Genomic DNA, 17,086 nt, shown 5'->3' with positions numbered 1-17,086 from the left:
GGCGGTCGTCCGCTAGGTTGGACCCATGACGCACGACCACCCTGACACCGTCGCCCCGGCCGCGTCCCGGCCGTTCGGGCGTGTGCTCACGGCCATGGTGACGCCGCTGCACGCCGACGGGTCGCTCGACCTCGACGGGGCGGCCCGGCTGGCCAACCACCTGGTGGACGAGCAGGGCAACGACGCGCTGGTGGTCAACGGCACCACCGGTGAGTCGCCGACCACCACCGACGCGGAGAAGGAGCGCCTGATCCGGGCCGTCGTGGAGGCCGTCGGCGACCGCGCGAAGGTGGTGGCCGGGGTCGGCACCAACGACACCCGGCACACCATCGAGTTGGCCGCCGCCGCCGAGAAGGCCGGCGCCCACGGCCTGCTGGTGGTGACCCCGTACTACAACAAGCCGCCGCAGGCGGGCCTGCTGCGGCACTTCACCGCCGTGGCGGACGCGAGCGGGCTGCCGGTGATGCTGTACGACATCCCGCACCGCGCCGGTGTGCCGATCGAGACCGAGACGCTGGTGCGACTCGCCGACCACGGGCGGATCGTCGCGGTGAAGGACGCCAAGGGCGACCTGACCGCCACCAGTTGGGTCACCAGCCGGACCGGTCTCGCCTTCTACAGCGGCGAGGACTCCCTCACCCTGCCCGCGCTGGCCGTGGGCGCGGTCGGCGTGGTCGGCACCTCGACCCACTTCACCGGCGTGCAGACCCAGCAGATGATCCAGGCGTACGACGCGGGCGACACCGCCACGGCGCTCGCCCTGCACCGGCGGCTGCTGCCGCTGTACACGGGCATCTTCCGCACCCAGGGCACGATCCTGGTCAAGGCGGGGCTCGCGGCCAAGGGGCTGCCGGCCGGTCCGGTGCGCCCACCGCTGGTCGACGCGACGGCCGAGCAGCTCGCCCAGCTCCGCGCCGACTGCGCGGCGGCCGGGCTGGACCTTCCCTGATGATCGAACGAATTGACGGGCGCCGGGTGACGGCGCCGCAGAATGAGGTGAACGCGTGACCGAGGCGCACTTCGAGGCTGAATTTCCGCCGCCGCTGCCGGAGGGTGGACTGCGGATCATCCCGCTCGGCGGGCTCGGCGCCATCGGTCGGAACATGACCGTCTTCGAGTACGACGGCAAGCTGCTGATCGTCGACTGTGGGGTGCTCTTCCCCGACGTGGAGCAGCCCGGCGTCGACCTGATCCTGCCCGACTTCGGCCCGATCCTGGACCGGCTCGGCGACGTGCAGGCGATCGTGCTCACCCACGGTCACGAGGACCACATCGGGGCGGTGCCGTACCTGCTCGCCCACAAGCCGGACATCCCGCTGGTCGGCTCGCAGTTCACCCTCGCCCTGGTCGAGGCGAAGCTCGCGGAGCGGCGGATCCAGCCGTACACGCTGACCGTGCGGGAGGGCGGCCGGGAGCGGCTCGGCCCGTTCGAGTGCGAGTTCTTCGCGGTCAACCACTCGATCCCGGACGCGCTCGCGGTCGCCATCCGCACCCCGGCCGGTCTGGTGCTGCACACCGGCGACTTCAAGATGGACCAGCTCCCGCTGGACGGGCGGATCACCGACCTGGCCGGCTTCGCGCGGCTCGGCGCCGAGGGCGTGGACCTGCTGCTGTCCGACTCCACCAACGCCGAGATCCCCGGCTTCGTCACGCCGGAGCGGGAGATCGGGCCGGTGCTCGATTCCATCTTCCAGAAGGCCCGGGGCCGGATCATCGTGGCCTCGTTCGCCTCGCACGTGCACCGGGTGCAGCAGGTCTTCGACTCCGCCGTCGAGCACGGCCGCAAGGTCGCCCTGATCGGCCGTTCGATGGTCCGCAACATGGGCATCGCCCGGGACCTGGGCCTGCTGAACATCCCGCCGGGCCTGGTCGTCGGCATCGAAGAGGCCACCACCATGCCGCCCGAGCAGATCGTGCTGATGTCGACGGGCAGCCAGGGCGAGCCGATGAGTGCCCTCGGCCGGATGGCCAGCGGCGACCATCGGCACATCACGATCGCCCCCGGCGACACCGTGGTGCTCGCGTCCTCGCTGGTGCCCGGCAACGAGACCTCGGTCTACCGGGTGATCAACCGGCTGGCCCGGGCCGGTGCCGTGGTCGTGCACAAGGACGTGGCGAAGGTGCACGTCTCCGGTCACGCCCCGGCCGGCGAGCTGCTCTACCTGCTCAACGTGGTCCGGCCGAGCAACCTGATGCCGGTGCACGGCGAGTGGCGGCACCTGCGTGCCCACGCCCGGCTCGGCATCGAGTCCGGCGTCGCGCCGGACCGGGTGGTGCTCTGCGAGGACGGCGACGTGGTCGACCTGGTCGAGGGCCGCGCCAGCCTGGTCGGGCACGTCAAGAGCCGGTACGTCTACGTGGACGGCCTGGCCGTCGGCGACGTGAGCGAGTCGCTGCTGACCGAGCGCCGGATCCTGGGGGACGGCGGCTTCATCGCCGCGACGGTGGTGGTCGACTCGGTGACCGGGAAGGTCGTCGGCGGGCCCACCGTCTCCGCCAAGGGCTTCTCGGAGGACCCGGAGGCGTTCAACCCGGTGGTGCCGCTGGTCACCGAGGCCCTCAACCGGGCGGCCTCGGACGGCATCACCGATCCGCACCAGCTCCAGCAGATCGTCCGGCGCACCGTGGGGCGGTGGGTGAACGACGCGTACCGGCGCCGGCCCATGATCGTGCCGACCGTCGTCGAGGTCTGATTCTCCTACGCTCCGACGCCCGCCGGTCACTCCCGGCGGGCGTCGCCGTATTCGCAGCATCGTTTTCCGTCGATCCTTCAACCGTCCCGGCGCCGCTCCCGTACTCCGTCGTGGCGGGCGTGACCGCGCCGGCCGGGAGGAGCGTGACGGATGGACCGCAGACGATTGACAGCCATCGGCGTGATGGTGGCGACGGTGGGTGCGGCGGCGGCAGTGACACTGCCGTCCTTCGCGGGGGAGGAGCCCACCCCCCGCGGCGGTACGGCCGCCCCGGCGGCCGGTGACGTCGCGCCGGAGGTGGTCGACGCGATGCGGCGGGACCTGTCGCTCAGCCCGGGCCAGGTCACGGAGCGGCTCGCCACCGAGCGCTGGGCGACCGGGGTGGTCAGCGAACTGCGGAACGATCTCGGCGCCGACTACGGCGGCAGTTGGCTCGGCGCGGACGGTCGGACCCTCAACGTCGCGGTCGCCGACCGGGCGCAGGCCGAGCGGGTCCGCGCCGCCGGGGCGGTGCCGAAGGTGGTGGCCCGGGGCGTCGGGCAGCTCGACACGTTCAAGACCCGGCTGGACCGGGCCGGCGGATCGGCGTCCGACGCGGTGTCCGGCTGGTACGTCGACGTCGCCGACAACTCGCTGGTCGTGCTCGCCCGCCCCGGTTCGGAGGAGGCGGCCTGGCGGCTGGTCGACCGCACCCGCGTACCGCGGCAGGCGGTCCGGGTGGACGCGTCCGCCGAGGAGCCCCGGCTGCTGTTCGACGTCCGCGGCGGCGACCCCTTCACGATCGACGGCGCGGGCCGCTGCTCGGTGGGCTTCTCCGTGGTCGGCGGATTCGTGACCGCCGGCCACTGCGGCCGGGTGGGCTCCCGGACCGACGGGGCGAACGGCGTCGGTCAGGGCGTCTTCCGGGCCTCGTCGTTCCCCGGTGACGACTGGGCGGTCGTCGAGGTCAACAACGCGTGGACGCCGCAGCCGGTGGTCAACGACTTCAACGGCGGGACGGTTCCGGTGGCCGGTGCGCAGGAGGTGCCGGTCGGGGCGTCGATCTGCCGATCCGGCTCCACCACCGGCGCCCGCTGCGGCGTCGTCCAGGCCCGCAACGCCACCGTCCGCTACCCGGAGGGGACGGTGACCGGGCTGGTCCGGACGAACGTGTGCGCCGAGCCGGGCGACTCGGGCGGCTCCTGGATCTCCGGCGACCAGGCGCAGGGCGTCACCTCCGGCGGCTCCGGCGACTGCACCGTGGGCGGCACCACGTTCTTCCAACCGCTGCGCGAGATCCTCGACGTCAACGGGCTGACCCTGGTGACCACGGGCAACACCCGGTAGTGGTCGCCGACCCCGCCGGGTCCGGGACCACCGGGCCCGGCGGGGTCAGGGCAGGGCGGGGTCAGGGCAGGGCGGCCACCGCGTCGGCGTACGCCGAGCCGGTGCGTACCGCCGACTCCAGCAGCACGTCCAGTTGGACCGGGGCCACCCCGTGCGACAGGTCCGTGCTGACGTCCCCGGCCAGCACCAGCTCGTCCCCGGAGTCGTGCACGTACGCGGTCGGCAGCAGCCGGTCCTGGTTCCAGGAGTTGCAGAACGCGTACGCCTCGGCCCGCCGCGACGCCGGGAGCCGGCGGCTGGCCACGGTGCGGACGTGCAGGATCTCGCCACGTTCGCCGGCCCGCCGCACCTGGATGAGCGCCTCGCCCCAGCGCCCCACGACGGTGTCGGCGGCGTCCACGACGTACCTGTCGCCGCGCCGCTCCAGGGCGGCGGTGACGAGCGCCAGGCTGAGCGGGACCGGCGCGTCGTCCGGCGGGTCGTCGGCCGGGCCGTCGTCCGGCGGATCGTCGTCCCCGACCCAGTCGGGAGGCCACGGCACCGGAGCGACCAGCGCCTGCCCGGCCCTCGCCCGCTCGGCCAACCAGGACGCGATCCGACCGGACTGGTGACCGGTGCCGTTGCGGGCGTCGAAGCTGCCGGCCAGGCCGGTGGCCAGGTCCAGCAGGGCGGCGCCGAGCGCCTCGACGTCCAGGTCGGCGGCGGGCCGCGACCCGGACGCCGGCCGGTGCACCGTCCGCCCGCCCAGTCCCGCGTCCGTCGCGACGGCACACACCAGAGCGCCGGCCGCCGCGAACTCCATCGCGGACAGCTCGTCGTCGGCGTGGTCGAGCCTCGTCAGCTGCTCGGCGAGGATGTCCAGCCCGCGGCCGGGATGCCCGGCGAGGGCGCAGAGGCGCAGGTGGGCCGCGAGGTACGGGAAGGCGGCCCGCTCGCGCCGGTGCCGCCGGTACGCCTGGACGTGCGCCGCCGCGGCCCGCTCCGGCTCGCCGGCCCGCAGCCACGGCAGCATGCCGGCGGCGAGCGCCCGCTCGGGCGCCTCGGTGCAGTCCGACCGGCCGGCGCCGGCGAGCTCGTCCAGCGCCGCCCGCCAGTCGCCCCACCCGGCGAGCAGGTCCGCCCGTCGTACCCGGGCGCACTCGGCGCAGCCGTCCGTCGGGTCGGGGGCGGCGGCCACCCAGCGGTCGTACCAGGACCGGGCGGCCGGCTCGTCGCCGAGGTGGTCGGCGATCCGGCAGCGGAGTTCGGCGACCACCGGGGCGTCGGCGGCGGCGAGGTCGTCGAGGAGGGCACGGGCCTGGTCCAGCCCGACGCGGGGGCTGCCCAGCAGGGCCTCCACGGCGTACCGCTGGTAGCGCGACAGCAGCTCCCGGCCCCCGGCTGGTAGCAGGTCCGGTCGGCGATCGGCGGCGGCGAGGCAGCGGCGGACCGGCTCGACCAGCCGCCACCGCTGACCGTGCAGCAGGTACGACTCGATCAGGGCGAGCCGGGCGTCCAGCGCCGACCGGTCGTCACCGGTTGCGTCGGCGCGCGCCGCGATCCGTTCCAGCTCGGCGCCGCGTGTCTCGCCGTCGGGGGAGTCCCGGACGTCGGCCAGCTCTTCGGCGAGCGCGCGGTGGTCCCGTTCCGGCCGGCGGCGTCCGGGCAGCCAGCCCGGCCAGCCGAACTCCTCCAGCCCCCGGCCGCCGGGCTGCCCGGTCACGGCAGCATCCCGCCGGGCAGGCGGGCGACCTCGGCGGCGAGCTGGCAGCCGGCGGAGATGCCGCAGTGGAGGAGCCGGTCGAGCTGGTGCGGGGTCACGCCGTGCTCCAGGTCGGTGATGACCTCGCCGCAGACGCGGGCGCGCCCGTCGTCCTCGACGTGCACGAACGCCTTCGGCCAGAGCCGGTCGTGGTTCCACGCGTTGCAGAAGGCGTGCAGAGCCGGGACGTACTCGATGGCGAACGTCGGCGCCGACACCGTGCGTACCTGGAGCAGCTCCCCGGCGGTGCCCGGGCGGAGGAACCAGATCAGGCTGTCGGCCCACCGGCCGACCAGGTCGCCGGCCGGGTCGGTCTCGACCGCGTACCCGCGACCGGCGAGCACCGTGGCGATCAGCTCGCCGGTCAGCGGGCGCAGCGCACCCGGGTACCCGGCCTGGGGGCGGTCCGCACCGTCCGCGATCGGCGACGCCATGGGGCATCCCTTCTGAGGCGGATATCACGACCGGCGGCGGATTCGCGCGACGACGCGCGGACACGACCCGGAAAAGCGGCGATCTGCCGGGTACCGCCGTTAAGTTGATGCTATGGCGGGCCGTACCTCTCAGGCGAGCCGGCGGCGCGGCGCGTCGCCGCGTGGCACCACGAACAGTCGTGCCCGTCAGCCGGCGAAGAAGACTCGTACGCCGGCCCGGCGCCGCACCACGGCCACCCGTCCGGGCCCCGCCGTCTATCTCGGCCGTGCTCTCGGTGCGCTGTGGATGGGCCTGGCGCACGGCGTGGGCTGGGGGGTCCGCGCGGTGGGCCGGCAGGCCGCCTCGGCCCGTGACCTCGACCCGGAGCACCGGCGCGACGGGGCCGGGCTGCTGGTGCTCGGGCTCGCCCTGCTCAGCGCCGTCGGCATCTGGTTCTCCGGGGCGGGGCCGGTGGGCCAGCGGCTGGCCGACAGCGTCCGGCTCTTCCTGGGCGCCATCGCCATCGTGGTGCCGGTGCTGCTGATGATCGGCGCCTGGCGGTTGATGCGGCAGCCCGCCGATCCCGAGCACCGCGGTCGTGGCCTGGTCGGCTGGGGGTCCATGCTGGTCGCCACCGCCGCGATGCTGCACATCGGGCAGGACCCGGTGGACCCGGTCCAGCGGGACTTCGCCGGCGGCCTGGTCGGCGCGGGTGTCGGCAGCCTGCTGGAGCGGGCCGTGACCGCCTGGGTGGCGGTTCCGCTGCTCGTCCTGCTGCTGGTCTTCGGGCTGCTGGTGGTCACCGCCACGCCGATCAACAAGATCCCCGAGCGGCTGGGCCTGCTGGCCGGCGCGGTGGTCGGCACGCCGCCGGCCGAGGAGACGGACGAGGCGGCCGACAAGCCGGCCCGCCGCCGCCCGGCGAAGCGGATGCCGCCCCCGCTGGATCCGGAGGACTTCGACGGCGACCTGGAGGGCGCCGACCTCCAGGAGACCCTCGTGCTGCCCCGCAAGCCGCCGGCCAAGGTGCCCGCCAGCCGCAAGCCGGCCGAGCCGCCCGAGCACTCGCCGCTGCCCACGCGGGCCGAGCAGCTCGCCCTGACCGGGCTGGCCGGCGACTACACGCTGCCGCCGGCGAACCTGTTGGGCAGCGGCGCCGCCCCGAAGACCCGGAGCAAGGCCAACGACGAGGTGATCGCCGCGCTGACCGGCGTCTTCGACCAGTTCGACGTGGACGCCGCGGTCACCGGCTTCACCCGGGGCCCGACGGTCACCCGGTACGAGGTGGAGCTCGGCCCGGGTGTGAAGGTCGAGCGGATCACCCAGCTCTCCCGCAACATCGCGTACGCGGTGAAGTCGCCGGACGTCCGGATCCTCAGCCCGATCCCGGGCAAGAGCGCGGTCGGCGTGGAGATCCCGAACACCGACCCGGAGAACGTGGCGCTCGGCGACGTGCTGCGCTCCCGGACGGCCACCAGCGACCACCATCCGATGGTCGTCGCGCTCGGCAAGGACATCGAGGGCGGTTACGTGGTGGCCAACCTCGCGAAGATGCCGCACATCCTCATCGCGGGGGCCACCGGCGCCGGCAAGTCGAGTTGCCTGAATTCATTGCTTGTGTCCATTTTGACCCGCGCAACTCCTGACGAGGTTCGGCTGCTGCTCATCGACCCGAAACGGGTCGAGATGACCGGCTACGAGGGGATCCCGCACCTGGTCACGCCGATCGTGACCAACGCCAAGAAGGCCGCCGACTCGCTGGAGTGGGTGGTCCGCGAGATGGACATGCGGTACGACGACCTCGCCGCCAACGGGGTCCGGCACATCGACGACTTCAACCGTAAGGTCCGCAACGGCGAGATCAAGGCGCCGCCGGGCAGTGAGCGGGAGCTGCGGCCGTACCCGTACCTGCTGGTGATCGTCGACGAGTTGGCCGACCTGATGATGGTCGCCCCCCGCGACGTGGAGGACTCGATCGTCCGGATCACCCAGCTCGCCCGGGCCGCCGGCATCCACCTGGTGCTCGCCACCCAGCGGCCGTCGGTCGACGTCGTCACCGGCCTGATCAAGGCCAACGTCCCGTCCCGGCTGGCCTTCGCGACCTCCTCCCTCGCGGACTCCCGGGTCATCCTCGACCAGCCCGGCGCGGAGAAGCTGCTCGGCCGCGGTGACGGCCTCTTCCTGCCGATGGGCGCGTCGAAGCCGATTCGCATCCAGGGCGCGTGGGTGACCGAGCGCGAGATCACCGACGTGGTGAAGTTCTGCAAGGACCAGCGCGAGCCGGAGTTCCGGCCGGACGTGCTGACCGTCGCGCAGGAGAGCAAGAAGAAGATCGACGAGGACATCGGCGAGGACCTGGACCTGCTGGTCCAGGCGGTCGAGCTGGTGGTGACCTCCCAGTTCGGCTCGACGTCGATGCTCCAGCGCAAGCTGCGGGTGGGCTTCGCCAAGGCCGGCCGGCTGATGGACCTGATGGAGACGCGCGGCGTCGTGGGTCCCTCCGAGGGCTCCAAGGCCCGCGACGTGCTCGTCAAGCCGGACGAGCTGGAGGAGGTCCTGACCGGCCTGCGTGGCGGCGATGAGTGACGACGGCTCCGGGTCGCCTACCGGACGACGCCACGGGCCTGCCGGTACGGCGGGCCCGTGGCGTCGGGGGAGCGGAGTGGGTCAGGAGCTGTAGAGCGCCGCTCCGATCAGCATGCCGATGATCATGCCGGCCAGGCTGGCGCCGGCCGCGTACCAGCCGAGTGGCTTGTCGCCGAGGACCGCGCCCACGACGCCCAGGGCGATGCCCGCCAGGCCGAACAGCGGCGGCAGGAACAGGATCGCGATGACGGCGAAGACGAAACTCAGGATGGTGCAGACGCGGGCCGCGCCGCTGCGGGGGCGCGCGGTGCTGTGGATGTCGGCCATGGTGTCCTCCGTGGTGGGTGAGATGTCCTCGGTGCTGGCCGATCTCTACCCGCTGTGGTCATCCGCTACGCCTGGCGGCGTCAGTGGTAGATCTTCAACCCGACCACGCCGGCGACCACCAGCAGCAGGCAGATGATCCGGGGGAGGCTGGCCGACTCGTTCAGCGCGACCATGCCGACGACGGCGGTGCCGACCGCGCCGATGCCGACCCAGACCGCGTACCCGGTCCCGACGGGGATGTCGCGCAACGCGTACGCGAGGCCGGCCATGCTGAGCACGAGGGTGACGGCGAAGACCGCCGACGGGACGGGCCGGCTGAAGCCCGCGCTGCGGTCGAGGGCGATCGCCCACGCCGTCTCCAGGAGTCCGGAGATCACCAGAACGATCCAGGCCATCGGGTCACCTCTGTGCGGGCCGCCCGAACCGCCGGGGGCCGGGACGAGTCGATTCTGCGGGTCACGCGGGGCGTCTTGGCCTGACCGGGTACGCCCACCACTCGTCCGGGGCGGCCGGAGCCGCCGTCGACGACCGTAGCACCGGCGGTGGGCACGGGAGCCCGGGCCGAGCAGCGAGCCGCGAACCGCGTGCGGTGATCCCGACCACCACGAGTGGACCTCAACCTGAATTCAACTTGCAGTATGACCGGTATGCCACTGCTCTTCGCCGACCCCGAGGTCACCGCCGCGCTCGACGCACCGACGACCGTCGCGGCGATGCGGGACGCGCTCCGGGCCGCGCACGAGGGTCGGCTGGTCGCCCCGCCCCGGGCCGCCGCCACGCTCGACGGGGGGCGGATGGTGCTCACCGCCGGGCATCTCGTGGGCGAGTGGTACGGGTACCGCTCCTACGACACCTTCGGGCATCCGGAGAGCGAGCAGGTCGTGGTGCTGCACGACGGGCGGACCGGCGCCGTCCGGGCGGTCGCGGTCGGGGAGGAGCTGGGGTCCCGGCGTACCGGGGGACTCGGTGGGGTCGCCGTCGACGCGCTGGCCCGCCCCGACGCGGCGACCCTCGGCGTGGTCGGCTCCGGCCGGCAGGCGTGGACCCAGGTGTGGGCCGCCGCCGCCGTGCGGCCGCTGCGGGAGGTGACCGTGCACAGCCGCTCCGCCGCCCGGCGGGAGGCGTTCGCCGCCCGCGTCCGCGCCGAGTTGGGCGTTCCCGCCCGCGCGGTCGGATCGGCCGGGGCCGCCGTGGCCGGCCGCGACGTCGTGGTGCTCGCCACGACGAGTACCACGCCGGTGCTCGACGCCGCCGACCTCGCCCCGGGCGCGCACGTCAACGCCGTGGGTTTCAAGCAGGTCGACCGCCACGAGTTCGGCGCCGACCTGCTCGACCGGGCGGACGTGCTGGTCACCGACTCGCCCGCGCAGGCGACCGCGTACGCCCCGCCGATGCTCGCCGCGCTGCCCCCGTACGCCGGTCGGTTGCGTGATCTGGGCGCGGTGCTGGCGGGGGCCGTCCCCGGCCGGACCGCCGCGGACCAGGTGTCGGTCTTCTGCTCGACCGGGCTGGCCGGCACCGAGGTCTTCCTGCTCGACCGCCTGGTCCGCGTGGCGATCCCGGCCTGACCGGCCCCGCCGGCGGTCGCCCCGCCGCGCGATGCGGCATCTCGCGCCCTCCGGACGGTCGGATCCCGCGACCTGCCGCACGTCGCGCGCCGACGGACGGACGGGTGAGCTGGCCGATGCCGGCGGCCCGCCGTCACGGCGACCGCCCGCCGGCCCGGTACCCTCGGATGGTGTCTGCCACCTCCCCTTCACCCGCCGACGGCCGTCGCGTCGCCCTGCTGACCCTGGGCTGCGCCCGCAACGAGGTCGACTCGGAGGAGTTGGCTGCCCGCCTGCACGCCGACGGGTGGCAGGTCACGACCGACGGTGAGGGCGCCGACGTGGTCGTCGTGAACACCTGCGGGTTCGTCGAGAAGGCCAAGCAGGACTCGATCCAGACCCTCCTCGCCGCCGCCGACACCGGCGCCAAGGTGGTGGCGGCCGGGTGCATGGCCGAGCGGTACGGGCGGGAACTGGCCGACAGCCTGCCCGAGGCGCAGGCGGTGCTGAGCTTCGACGACTACCCCGACATCTCCGCGCGGCTGGGTTCGGTGCTCGCCGGTGACGCGGTCGACGCACACACTCCGCGCGACCGCCGCGAGCTGCTGCCGCTCACCCCGGTCAAGCGCCGGGAGGCGGCGGTGTCGCTGCCCGGGCACGGCACCCGCGCCGCCGTCGAGACCGACGAGCACACCCCGGCGCACCTGCGGCCGGTGCTGCGGCGCCGGCTCGACACCGGCCCGGTCGCCTCCCTCAAGCTGGCCAGCGGTTGCGACCGGCGCTGCGCGTTCTGCGCCATCCCCGCCTTCCGCGGCGCGTTCGTCTCCCGTACGCCGGATGAGCTGCTCGCCGAGGCCGAGTGGCTGGCCAAGACCGGGGTGCGCGAGCTGGTGCTGGTCAGCGAGAACTCCACCTCGTACGGCAAGGACCTCGGCGACCCGCGGGCGCTGGAGAAGCTGCTGCCGCAGCTCGCCGCCATCGACGGCATCGTCCGGGTGCGGGCGAGCTACCTCCAGCCCGCCGAGACCCGGCCCGGCCTGGTCGAGGTGATCGCCACGACGCCGGGCGTCGCCGCGTACTTCGACCTGTCCTTCCAGCATTCGAGCGAGCCGGTCCTGCGCCGGATGCGCCGTTTCGGTTCCTCCGACCGCTTCCTGGAGCTGCTGGGCAGCGCCCGCGCCCTGGCCCCGGAGGCCGGCGCCCGCAGCAACTTCATCGTCGGCTTCCCCGGGGAGACCCGGGCCGACGTGGCCGAGCTGGTCCGCTTCCTGAGCGAGGCGCGCCTGGACGCGATCGGCGTGTTCGACTACAGCGACGAGGACGGCACCGAGGCCGCCGGCTTCCCGGGCAAGGTGTCGGCCGCCACCGTCAAGCGGCGGTACGACAAGCTCAGCGCCCTGGCCGACGAGCTGTGCGCCCAGCGGGCCGAGGAGCGGCTCGGTTCGACGGTCGAGGTCCTGGTCGACTCGGTCGACGAGGGCGTGGTCGAGGGGCGTGCCGCGCACCAGGCGCCCGAGGTCGACGGCTCGACCACCCTGGTCGCGCCGCCCGGCGGCGGGGTGGATCTGGCCGCGTTGCGCCCCGGTGACCTGGTCCGCGCGACGGTCACCGCGACCGAGGGAGTCGACCTGGTCGCCGTACCGGATGAGATGATCTCGGCGGCGCCCGGCGCGGAACGGTGACGGCGGGCCCGGACGGAGCGAGGGAGCCACGTGGTGAGGTGCCAGGTCGGCCACGGCGGTCGGAGCGGGGTGCCGCGGTGACCGGGGCGGCGGAGCCGGCCTCGGCCCCGGTGGTCGCCCGGGTGTCCGTGCTGAACGCGGCCAACGGGCTGACGCTGCTGCGGCTGGTGCTGGTGCCGGTGTTCGCGGCGTCCGTGGTCGTCTCCGCGATGAGCCACCCGGGCTGGCGGATCGCCGCCTGCACGATCTTCGCGGTGGCCTCGGTCACCGACCTGGTGGACGGGTGGATCGCCCGCCGGTTCGGCATGGTCACGTCGGTCGGCAAGGTGGCCGACCCGATCGCGGACAAGGCGCTCACCGGCGCCGCCCTGCTGCTGCTCTCCTGGTACGACCGGCTGCCCTGGTGGGTGACGGTCGTGATCCTCGCGCGGGAGCTGGGCATCACGGCGCTGCGGTTCTGGGTGATCCGCCGCGGCGTGATCGCCGCCAGTCGGGGTGGCAAGATCAAGACCGCCCTCCAGATCCTGGCGATCGCCTGGTACCTGTTGCCGATGCCCGCCGCCCTGGCCGCGGTCGGCCCCTGGATCATGGGTGCCGCCGTGGCGGTGACGGTCGTCACCGGCTTCGACTACGTCGCCCAGGCCGTTCGCCTGCGCCGGCGCACCGGCTGAGCGGTGCGCGTCCGGCCCGACGAGTACCGCGGCCGGGCCGGGGGAAGGAAGGTCGGCATGGAGATCGAGACGGACGCCCACGGCGATCGGCCGGTCGGCAGCCCCGCGGCCGGCGCGGTGCACAGCCTCGCCGAGCGGCAGCAGACCCTCGCCACCGTCGAGTCGCTGACCGGCGGCCTGCTCGCCGGGGCGATCGTGGAGATCGCCGGTGTCAGCAGCGTCTACCGCGGCGGTCTCGTGGTCTACGCCACCGAGTTGAAGTCGGGGCTGGCCGGCGTACCGGAGGACCTGCTGGCCGAGCGCGGGCCGGTCGACCCGGACGTCGCGGTGGCGCTCGCGGAGGGCGGGCGGCGGCGGTGCGGGGCCGACTGGGCCCTCGCCACGACCGGGGTGGCCGGGCCGGAACCGCAGGACGGCAAGCCCGTCGGGCTGGTGTACGTGGCCGTGGCGGGCCCGTCCGGCAGCGCGGTGCGCGAGCTGGACCTGGACGGTGGCCGCGACCACATCCGGTCGGCCGCCGTCGTGGAGGCGCTGCGGCTGCTGGCCGACCGGCTCCACGACGCCGACGGTGGCAGCCCGGTCGACTCCGCTTCCGCCGGGCGCGACCCGGCCGGTGCCGCCCCGCGGTGAGGGATCGTCCGATTCCGACGGGCGGGGCGGGATGTCGGCCGGGCGCGCAACGGGTACGGTTGCGGGAAGGCTTTGGTGGCCCGGGGCCGGAGGGTCCGGGCCGTCGGTGCGGGAGTGGTGTTCCCCAGGGGAGGTGCGATGGTCCTGCTACGCCGGGTGATCGGTGACGCGCTGCGGGCACGCCGGCAGGGGCAGCACCGCACCCTGCGCGAGGTCTCCTCCGCCGCCAACGTCAGCCTCGGCTACCTCTCCGAGATCGAGCGCGGCCAGAAGGAGCCGTCGAGCGAGCTGTTGGCCGCCATCTGCGACGCGCTGGGCGCGCGCCTGTCCGAGCTGCTGCGCGAGGTGAGCGACACGGTCGCCCTCGCCGAACAGATGCCGGGCGTGCTGGTTCCCGTCCAGGACGAGCCGGTCGAGCAGTCCACCCCGGTGCCGCCGCCGGCCGTGCGCAAGGCCGCCGGGCGCGGTGTCCGTCAGGTCTCCTCCGACGGCACGGTCTCCGTCCAGGTCCGGCAGGATTCGCCGCTCAAGGCCACCCTGCGCAGCACCCGGGTGCGCCCCGCCGACCGCGACGTGGTCTGCGCCGCCTGACCCACCGGCCGGCGTCCGCGCCCCGGGCCCACCTGCGGGCGACCCTGGCTCGACCCTGGTTTACCGGCTCTCGTCATGGCCGGTCACCCGTACGCCGCGTAGGGTTGATCGCGACGGTGGCGACCCCGCTCGTCACGTAGGGATGCCGCACTGGCATCCGCCTGGGACGATGGAGCCACTGCCGCACCGCGGACGGACGGCCACGGGCGGCGCGACGCTACTGAGGGGATACCGCGGAGATGGCGAACCCGTTCGTCAAGGGTTGGAAGTATCTGATGGCGCTCTTCGGCGCCAAGATCGACGAGCACGCCGATCCGAAGGTGCAGATCCAGCAGGCGATCGAGGAGGCCCAGCGCCAGCACCAGGCGCTCGTCCAGCAGGCCGCCGCGGTGATCGGCAACCAGCGGCAGCTGGAGATGAAGCTGTCCCGTCAGATGTCCGAGGTCGAGCGGTTGCAGGCGAACGCCCGCCAGGCCCTGGTGCTGACCGACCAGGCCCGCGCGAAGGGCGACGAGGCCGAGGCGTCGCGCTACGAGCAGTCCGCCCAGACGCTCGCCACCCAGCTGGTCTCGGCCGAGCAGGCCACCGAGGACCTGAAGACCCTGCACGACCAGGCGCTCGGTGCGGCGGCGCAGGCCCGCAAGGCCGTCGAGAACAACTCGATGATCCTCCAGCAGAAGCTCGCCGAGCGGGCGAAGCTCCTCAGCCAGCTGGAGCAGGCGAAGATGCAGGAGAGCGTCGCCGCCTCGCTGGAGTCGATGTCCGCGATCACCGCGCCCGGCACCACCCCCACCCTGGACGAGGTCCGCGACCGGATCGAGCGGCGGTACGCCACCGCGATGGGCCGCGCCGAGCTGGCCGGCAACTCGGTCGAGGGACGCATGCTGGAGATCCAGAAGGCGACGCTGGATTCGGCCGGTTCCGCCCGGCTGGAACAGATTCGCGCCAGCATGGCGGGGGAGAAGCTCGGCGGTGCCGCCGAGCGGCCGGCCGTGGCCCGGCCCGAGCAGGCCGCCCCGGCGGCACCGGCCGCCGACCCGGCGGCCGCCGCCCGGCTCGACGAGATCCGGGCCAGCATCAGCCGCGAACGCGGCAGCGGGGACACCACAGCCGCCGGCTGAGCGGGCGGGTCGAGGAGGCGACGTGGCAGACGAGCGTACGCGGTACTTCCGGCGGCTCGGCCGGTTGCGGCGGTCCGCCCGCCGGTGGAGCGTGCTGGCCGGTGGCCTCGGCGGCGCCGCCGCCGTGCTCACGCCGTATGCCGGTCTGGGCCTGCCGGACGCGGCGTGGGCCGCCGGCGCGGGCGGCGCCGTGGCGTTGGCGGCGTGGCGGTGGATCGACCTGCGGGCGCTGGCCGCCCGGCCGGCCCCGCCCCCACTCGACCCGGCCGAGGCGGCGGCCCGCTCCCGGGCCCGGCTGGTCGCCGCGGTGGAGCGGCTCCCCGTCGGGCCGGGCGTGCTCGCCGAGGTCCGCCGGATGCGGTCGCGGGTGGCGCTGCGCGGCACCAGCGCCGCCGAGCCGTTCGCCCGGCTGGACCGGGCCGCACTCACCTTCGCCGGCATGACGACGCGCCTGACCGGGCTGGCGGAGCCGGCCGTTTCCGAGGCCGCCGCGGCCGACCGGTCGCTGCGGGACCTCGCCGCCCGGGTCGCCAGCGTCGAACGTGCGCTGCGGCTCGCGCCGCCCGACGCGCGGGCGCCGCTGGCCGAGGCCCACGCGGCGCTCAGCGCTCAGCTGGAGAGCGGCGTCGCGGCGTACGAGCGGCTGGTCGTGGCCGCCGCCGGCTACGTGGCGGAGAACGCGCGACCGGGCACCGAACACCCGGCGGCGGCCCGGCTGACCGAGGCGACCGACCTGCTGCACGGGGTCGCCTCGGCCCTCGCCGAGCTGCGCGGCGTCGGCAACCTGAGCACCACTACCCGCTGAGCGACCGAACCACTGATCAACACGAAACGGAGGAGGCTTGACAGCGGTCGCTGCCGAGGCAGTCCCCTATCAGGCATCTGGTCTCGCCCTCACCTGCGGTCTGATCATGACAGCCGCTTCGTGGCTCGTCGCTGAGAAATCCCTGATAGCTCTCACGTTGGCGTCGGCAGCGTCGGTCGCAACGATTTACTGGTTCAATCGGCCTCGACTTCTGGTCCCTGCCCGCTGCCGCCGTGATCGTGGGCGATGGGCGGATCGTGTCGCCAGACGCGGACGCTAGCAAGTGGCTGTCGGCAGCGGTGCTGGCTGTTCGGACTCAAGACCCCCGAGGGCCACGTGAACCTGGATCACAGTCGTGGCAGAGGCGAGACGGTGATTCGGCGTCTGGACAAGCTCGCCTTCATGGGTATGGTGATACTGGCGGCGGCCGGGGTGTGGTCTCTGACGGAGATCACGGATGAGAACGCCAGGGTGATAGTTGGCTTTTTTCCGTTCCTGGCAACTGGAATCGCGCTCTTCTACCTAGCTGGTCCGGCGGCGTACATTGCGGTGACCAAAACGCATGTCGTGGTGGCCAACCCGATGGTCAGATACGACGTGCCGCGGTCGCTCGTCGATGGAGTTCAGGGTCATTCGCGACTCAACATCGAGTTGCGGGTGCTGGGGCATTCCCCCATCGATATGAGCGCACTGATACCTGGAGTGGGTGGCGGTCATACGTTGAGTGTCGCCGAATACGAACGAAGGCTGAGGGCGATACTGAGGCTCATGGAGGAAACGCCGATGGTAACGACCGCCGGTTCCGTGGCGCGCAGTTGGCGGCCGGTGCACGTAGCACTGCTGGTCCTCTGTCTGGCGTGCATGATTGCATCAGTGGTCTACCTGGGCGGAGGCTCACCGTCCGCGGCGTAGGGAGCCGGGTATCGCCACCAGCGCCGATCTGAGTTCACGC

At 73.7% G+C, this 17,086-nt stretch carries 16 protein-coding genes and 1 riboswitch; of the genes, 12 read left to right on the top strand and 4 right to left on the bottom strand.

Translation table 11 applies throughout. From position 1 onward, the window contains the following. Nucleotides 1-25: 25 nt before the first annotated feature. The 3 genes from dapA to GKC29_RS27205 all read left to right on the top strand — a co-directional run bounded on the left by dapA (nucleotide 26) and on the right by GKC29_RS27205 (nucleotide 4,019). Nucleotides 26-949, top strand: a complete 924-nt coding sequence (gene dapA / locus GKC29_RS27215; protein ID WP_155333523.1) for a 4-hydroxy-tetrahydrodipicolinate synthase — start codon at nucleotides 26-28, stop codon at nucleotides 947-949. A 55-nt stretch (nucleotides 950-1,004) separates the two neighbouring features. Continuing rightward, nucleotides 1,005-2,693, top strand: a complete 1,689-nt coding sequence (locus GKC29_RS27210) for a ribonuclease J (protein ID WP_155333522.1) — start codon at nucleotides 1,005-1,007, stop codon at nucleotides 2,691-2,693. A 150-nt stretch (nucleotides 2,694-2,843) separates the two neighbouring features. Beyond that, on the top strand, nucleotides 2,844-4,019 hold the full coding sequence (locus tag GKC29_RS27205) for a S1 family peptidase (protein ID WP_155333521.1): 1,176 nt from the start codon (nucleotides 2,844-2,846) through the stop codon (nucleotides 4,017-4,019). Nucleotides 4,020-4,080: 61 nt separating this feature from the next. Here the strand turns inward: GKC29_RS27205 and GKC29_RS27200 are convergent, their stop codons facing one another. Both GKC29_RS27200 and GKC29_RS27195 read right to left on the bottom strand, forming a co-directional pair. After that, complete coding sequence (locus tag GKC29_RS27200) at nucleotides 4,081-5,721, bottom strand: YbjN domain-containing protein (RefSeq protein ID WP_155333520.1); 1,641 nt, start codon at nucleotides 5,719-5,721, stop codon at nucleotides 4,081-4,083. Continuing rightward, nucleotides 5,718-6,194, bottom strand: coding sequence for a YbjN domain-containing protein (locus GKC29_RS27195; RefSeq protein ID WP_155333519.1), 477 nt, complete (start codon nucleotides 6,192-6,194; stop codon nucleotides 5,718-5,720). The genes GKC29_RS27200 and GKC29_RS27195 overlap by 4 nt, the downstream gene beginning before the upstream one ends. A 112-nt stretch (nucleotides 6,195-6,306) precedes the next feature. Here GKC29_RS27195 and GKC29_RS27190 point away from each other — a divergent pair, with 112 nt between their 5' ends. Further along, the gene (locus GKC29_RS27190; RefSeq protein ID WP_155333518.1) at nucleotides 6,307-8,760 is read left to right on the top strand and encodes a DNA translocase FtsK; all 2,454 of its coding nucleotides are present in this window, start codon (nucleotides 6,307-6,309) and stop codon (nucleotides 8,758-8,760) included. A gap of 81 nt (nucleotides 8,761-8,841) precedes the next feature. Here GKC29_RS27190 and GKC29_RS27185 read toward each other — a convergent pair whose 3' ends face one another. Together GKC29_RS27185 and GKC29_RS27180 are read right to left on the bottom strand one after the other, a co-directional pair. After that, on the bottom strand, nucleotides 8,842-9,087 hold the full coding sequence (locus GKC29_RS27185) for a hypothetical protein (RefSeq protein WP_155333517.1): 246 nt from the start codon (nucleotides 9,085-9,087) through the stop codon (nucleotides 8,842-8,844). Between the two features lie 80 nt (nucleotides 9,088-9,167). After that, nucleotides 9,168-9,482 (bottom strand): multidrug efflux SMR transporter, encoded by a 315-nt coding sequence (locus GKC29_RS27180; RefSeq protein ID WP_155333516.1) that lies wholly within the window; start codon nucleotides 9,480-9,482, stop codon nucleotides 9,168-9,170. A gap of 65 nt (nucleotides 9,483-9,547) precedes the next feature. Then, nucleotides 9,548-9,610, bottom strand: a riboswitch (guanidine-III (ykkC-III) riboswitch). Nucleotides 9,611-9,734: 124 nt separating this feature from the next. On the opposite strand from GKC29_RS27180, the gene GKC29_RS27175 reads away from it, so the two are divergent. The 8 genes from GKC29_RS27175 (at nucleotide 9,735) to GKC29_RS27140 (ending at nucleotide 17,046) form a co-directional block, all read left to right on the top strand. Further along, nucleotides 9,735-10,655 carry an ornithine cyclodeaminase family protein gene (locus tag GKC29_RS27175; protein ID WP_155334368.1) on the top strand — a complete coding sequence of 307 codons (921 nt, stop codon included), beginning with the start codon at nucleotides 9,735-9,737 and terminating at the stop codon, nucleotides 10,653-10,655. A gap of 167 nt (nucleotides 10,656-10,822) precedes the next feature. After that, on the top strand, nucleotides 10,823-12,316 hold the full coding sequence (gene rimO, locus GKC29_RS27170; protein ID WP_155333515.1) for a 30S ribosomal protein S12 methylthiotransferase RimO: 1,494 nt from the start codon (nucleotides 10,823-10,825) through the stop codon (nucleotides 12,314-12,316). 77 nt (nucleotides 12,317-12,393) lie between these two features. Further along, nucleotides 12,394-12,987, top strand: coding sequence for a CDP-diacylglycerol--glycerol-3-phosphate 3-phosphatidyltransferase (gene pgsA, locus GKC29_RS27165; protein WP_155333514.1), 594 nt, complete (start codon nucleotides 12,394-12,396; stop codon nucleotides 12,985-12,987). A 63-nt stretch (nucleotides 12,988-13,050) separates the two neighbouring features. Then, nucleotides 13,051-13,617, top strand: a complete 567-nt coding sequence (locus GKC29_RS27160) for a CinA family protein (RefSeq protein ID WP_370463376.1) — start codon at nucleotides 13,051-13,053, stop codon at nucleotides 13,615-13,617. A gap of 138 nt (nucleotides 13,618-13,755) precedes the next feature. Then, the gene (locus GKC29_RS27155; RefSeq protein ID WP_155333512.1) at nucleotides 13,756-14,208 is read left to right on the top strand and encodes a helix-turn-helix domain-containing protein; all 453 of its coding nucleotides are present in this window, start codon (nucleotides 13,756-13,758) and stop codon (nucleotides 14,206-14,208) included. A 239-nt stretch (nucleotides 14,209-14,447) separates the two neighbouring features. Further along, nucleotides 14,448-15,329, top strand: a complete 882-nt coding sequence (locus GKC29_RS27150) for a PspA/IM30 family protein (RefSeq protein WP_155333511.1) — start codon at nucleotides 14,448-14,450, stop codon at nucleotides 15,327-15,329. Nucleotides 15,330-15,351: 22 nt separating this feature from the next. Beyond that, complete coding sequence (locus tag GKC29_RS27145; RefSeq protein ID WP_155333510.1) at nucleotides 15,352-16,134, top strand: hypothetical protein; 783 nt, start codon at nucleotides 15,352-15,354, stop codon at nucleotides 16,132-16,134. Nucleotides 16,135-16,470: 336 nt separating this feature from the next. After that, the gene (locus tag GKC29_RS27140; protein ID WP_155333509.1) at nucleotides 16,471-17,046 is read left to right on the top strand and encodes a hypothetical protein; all 576 of its coding nucleotides are present in this window, start codon (nucleotides 16,471-16,473) and stop codon (nucleotides 17,044-17,046) included. The last annotated feature ends 40 nt before the right edge of the window (nucleotides 17,047-17,086 follow it).

This window comes from Micromonospora sp. WMMC415 (assembly GCF_009707425.1).
Classification (GTDB): Bacteria; Actinomycetota; Actinomycetes; order Mycobacteriales; family Micromonosporaceae; genus Micromonospora.
The sequence above is the reverse complement of the archived record's forward strand: the minus strand, read 5'-3'. Positions and strand labels throughout refer to the sequence as shown.

Bases quoted from the DNA above. Each gene is read 5' to 3' on its own strand.
- dapA (WP_155333523.1), top strand. From the start codon at position 26: ATGACGCACGACCACCCTGACACCGTCGCCCCGGCCGCGTCCCGGCCG.
- GKC29_RS27205 (WP_155333521.1), top strand. From the start codon at position 2,844: ATGGACCGCAGACGATTGACAGCCATCGGCGTGATGGTGGCGACGGTG.
- GKC29_RS27195 (WP_155333519.1), bottom strand. From the start codon at position 6,194: ATGGCGTCGCCGATCGCGGACGGTGCGGACCGCCCCCAGGCCGGGTAC.
- GKC29_RS27190 (WP_155333518.1), top strand. From the start codon at position 6,307: ATGGCGGGCCGTACCTCTCAGGCGAGCCGGCGGCGCGGCGCGTCGCCG.
- GKC29_RS27185 (WP_155333517.1), bottom strand. From the start codon at position 9,087: ATGGCCGACATCCACAGCACCGCGCGCCCCCGCAGCGGCGCGGCCCGC.
- GKC29_RS27180 (WP_155333516.1), bottom strand. From the start codon at position 9,482: ATGGCCTGGATCGTTCTGGTGATCTCCGGACTCCTGGAGACGGCGTGG.
- GKC29_RS27175 (WP_155334368.1), top strand. From the start codon at position 9,735: ATGCCACTGCTCTTCGCCGACCCCGAGGTCACCGCCGCGCTCGACGCA.
- rimO (WP_155333515.1), top strand. From the start codon at position 10,823: ATGGTGTCTGCCACCTCCCCTTCACCCGCCGACGGCCGTCGCGTCGCC.
- GKC29_RS27155 (WP_155333512.1), top strand. From the start codon at position 13,756: ATGGTCCTGCTACGCCGGGTGATCGGTGACGCGCTGCGGGCACGCCGG.
- GKC29_RS27150 (WP_155333511.1), top strand. From the start codon at position 14,448: ATGGCGAACCCGTTCGTCAAGGGTTGGAAGTATCTGATGGCGCTCTTC.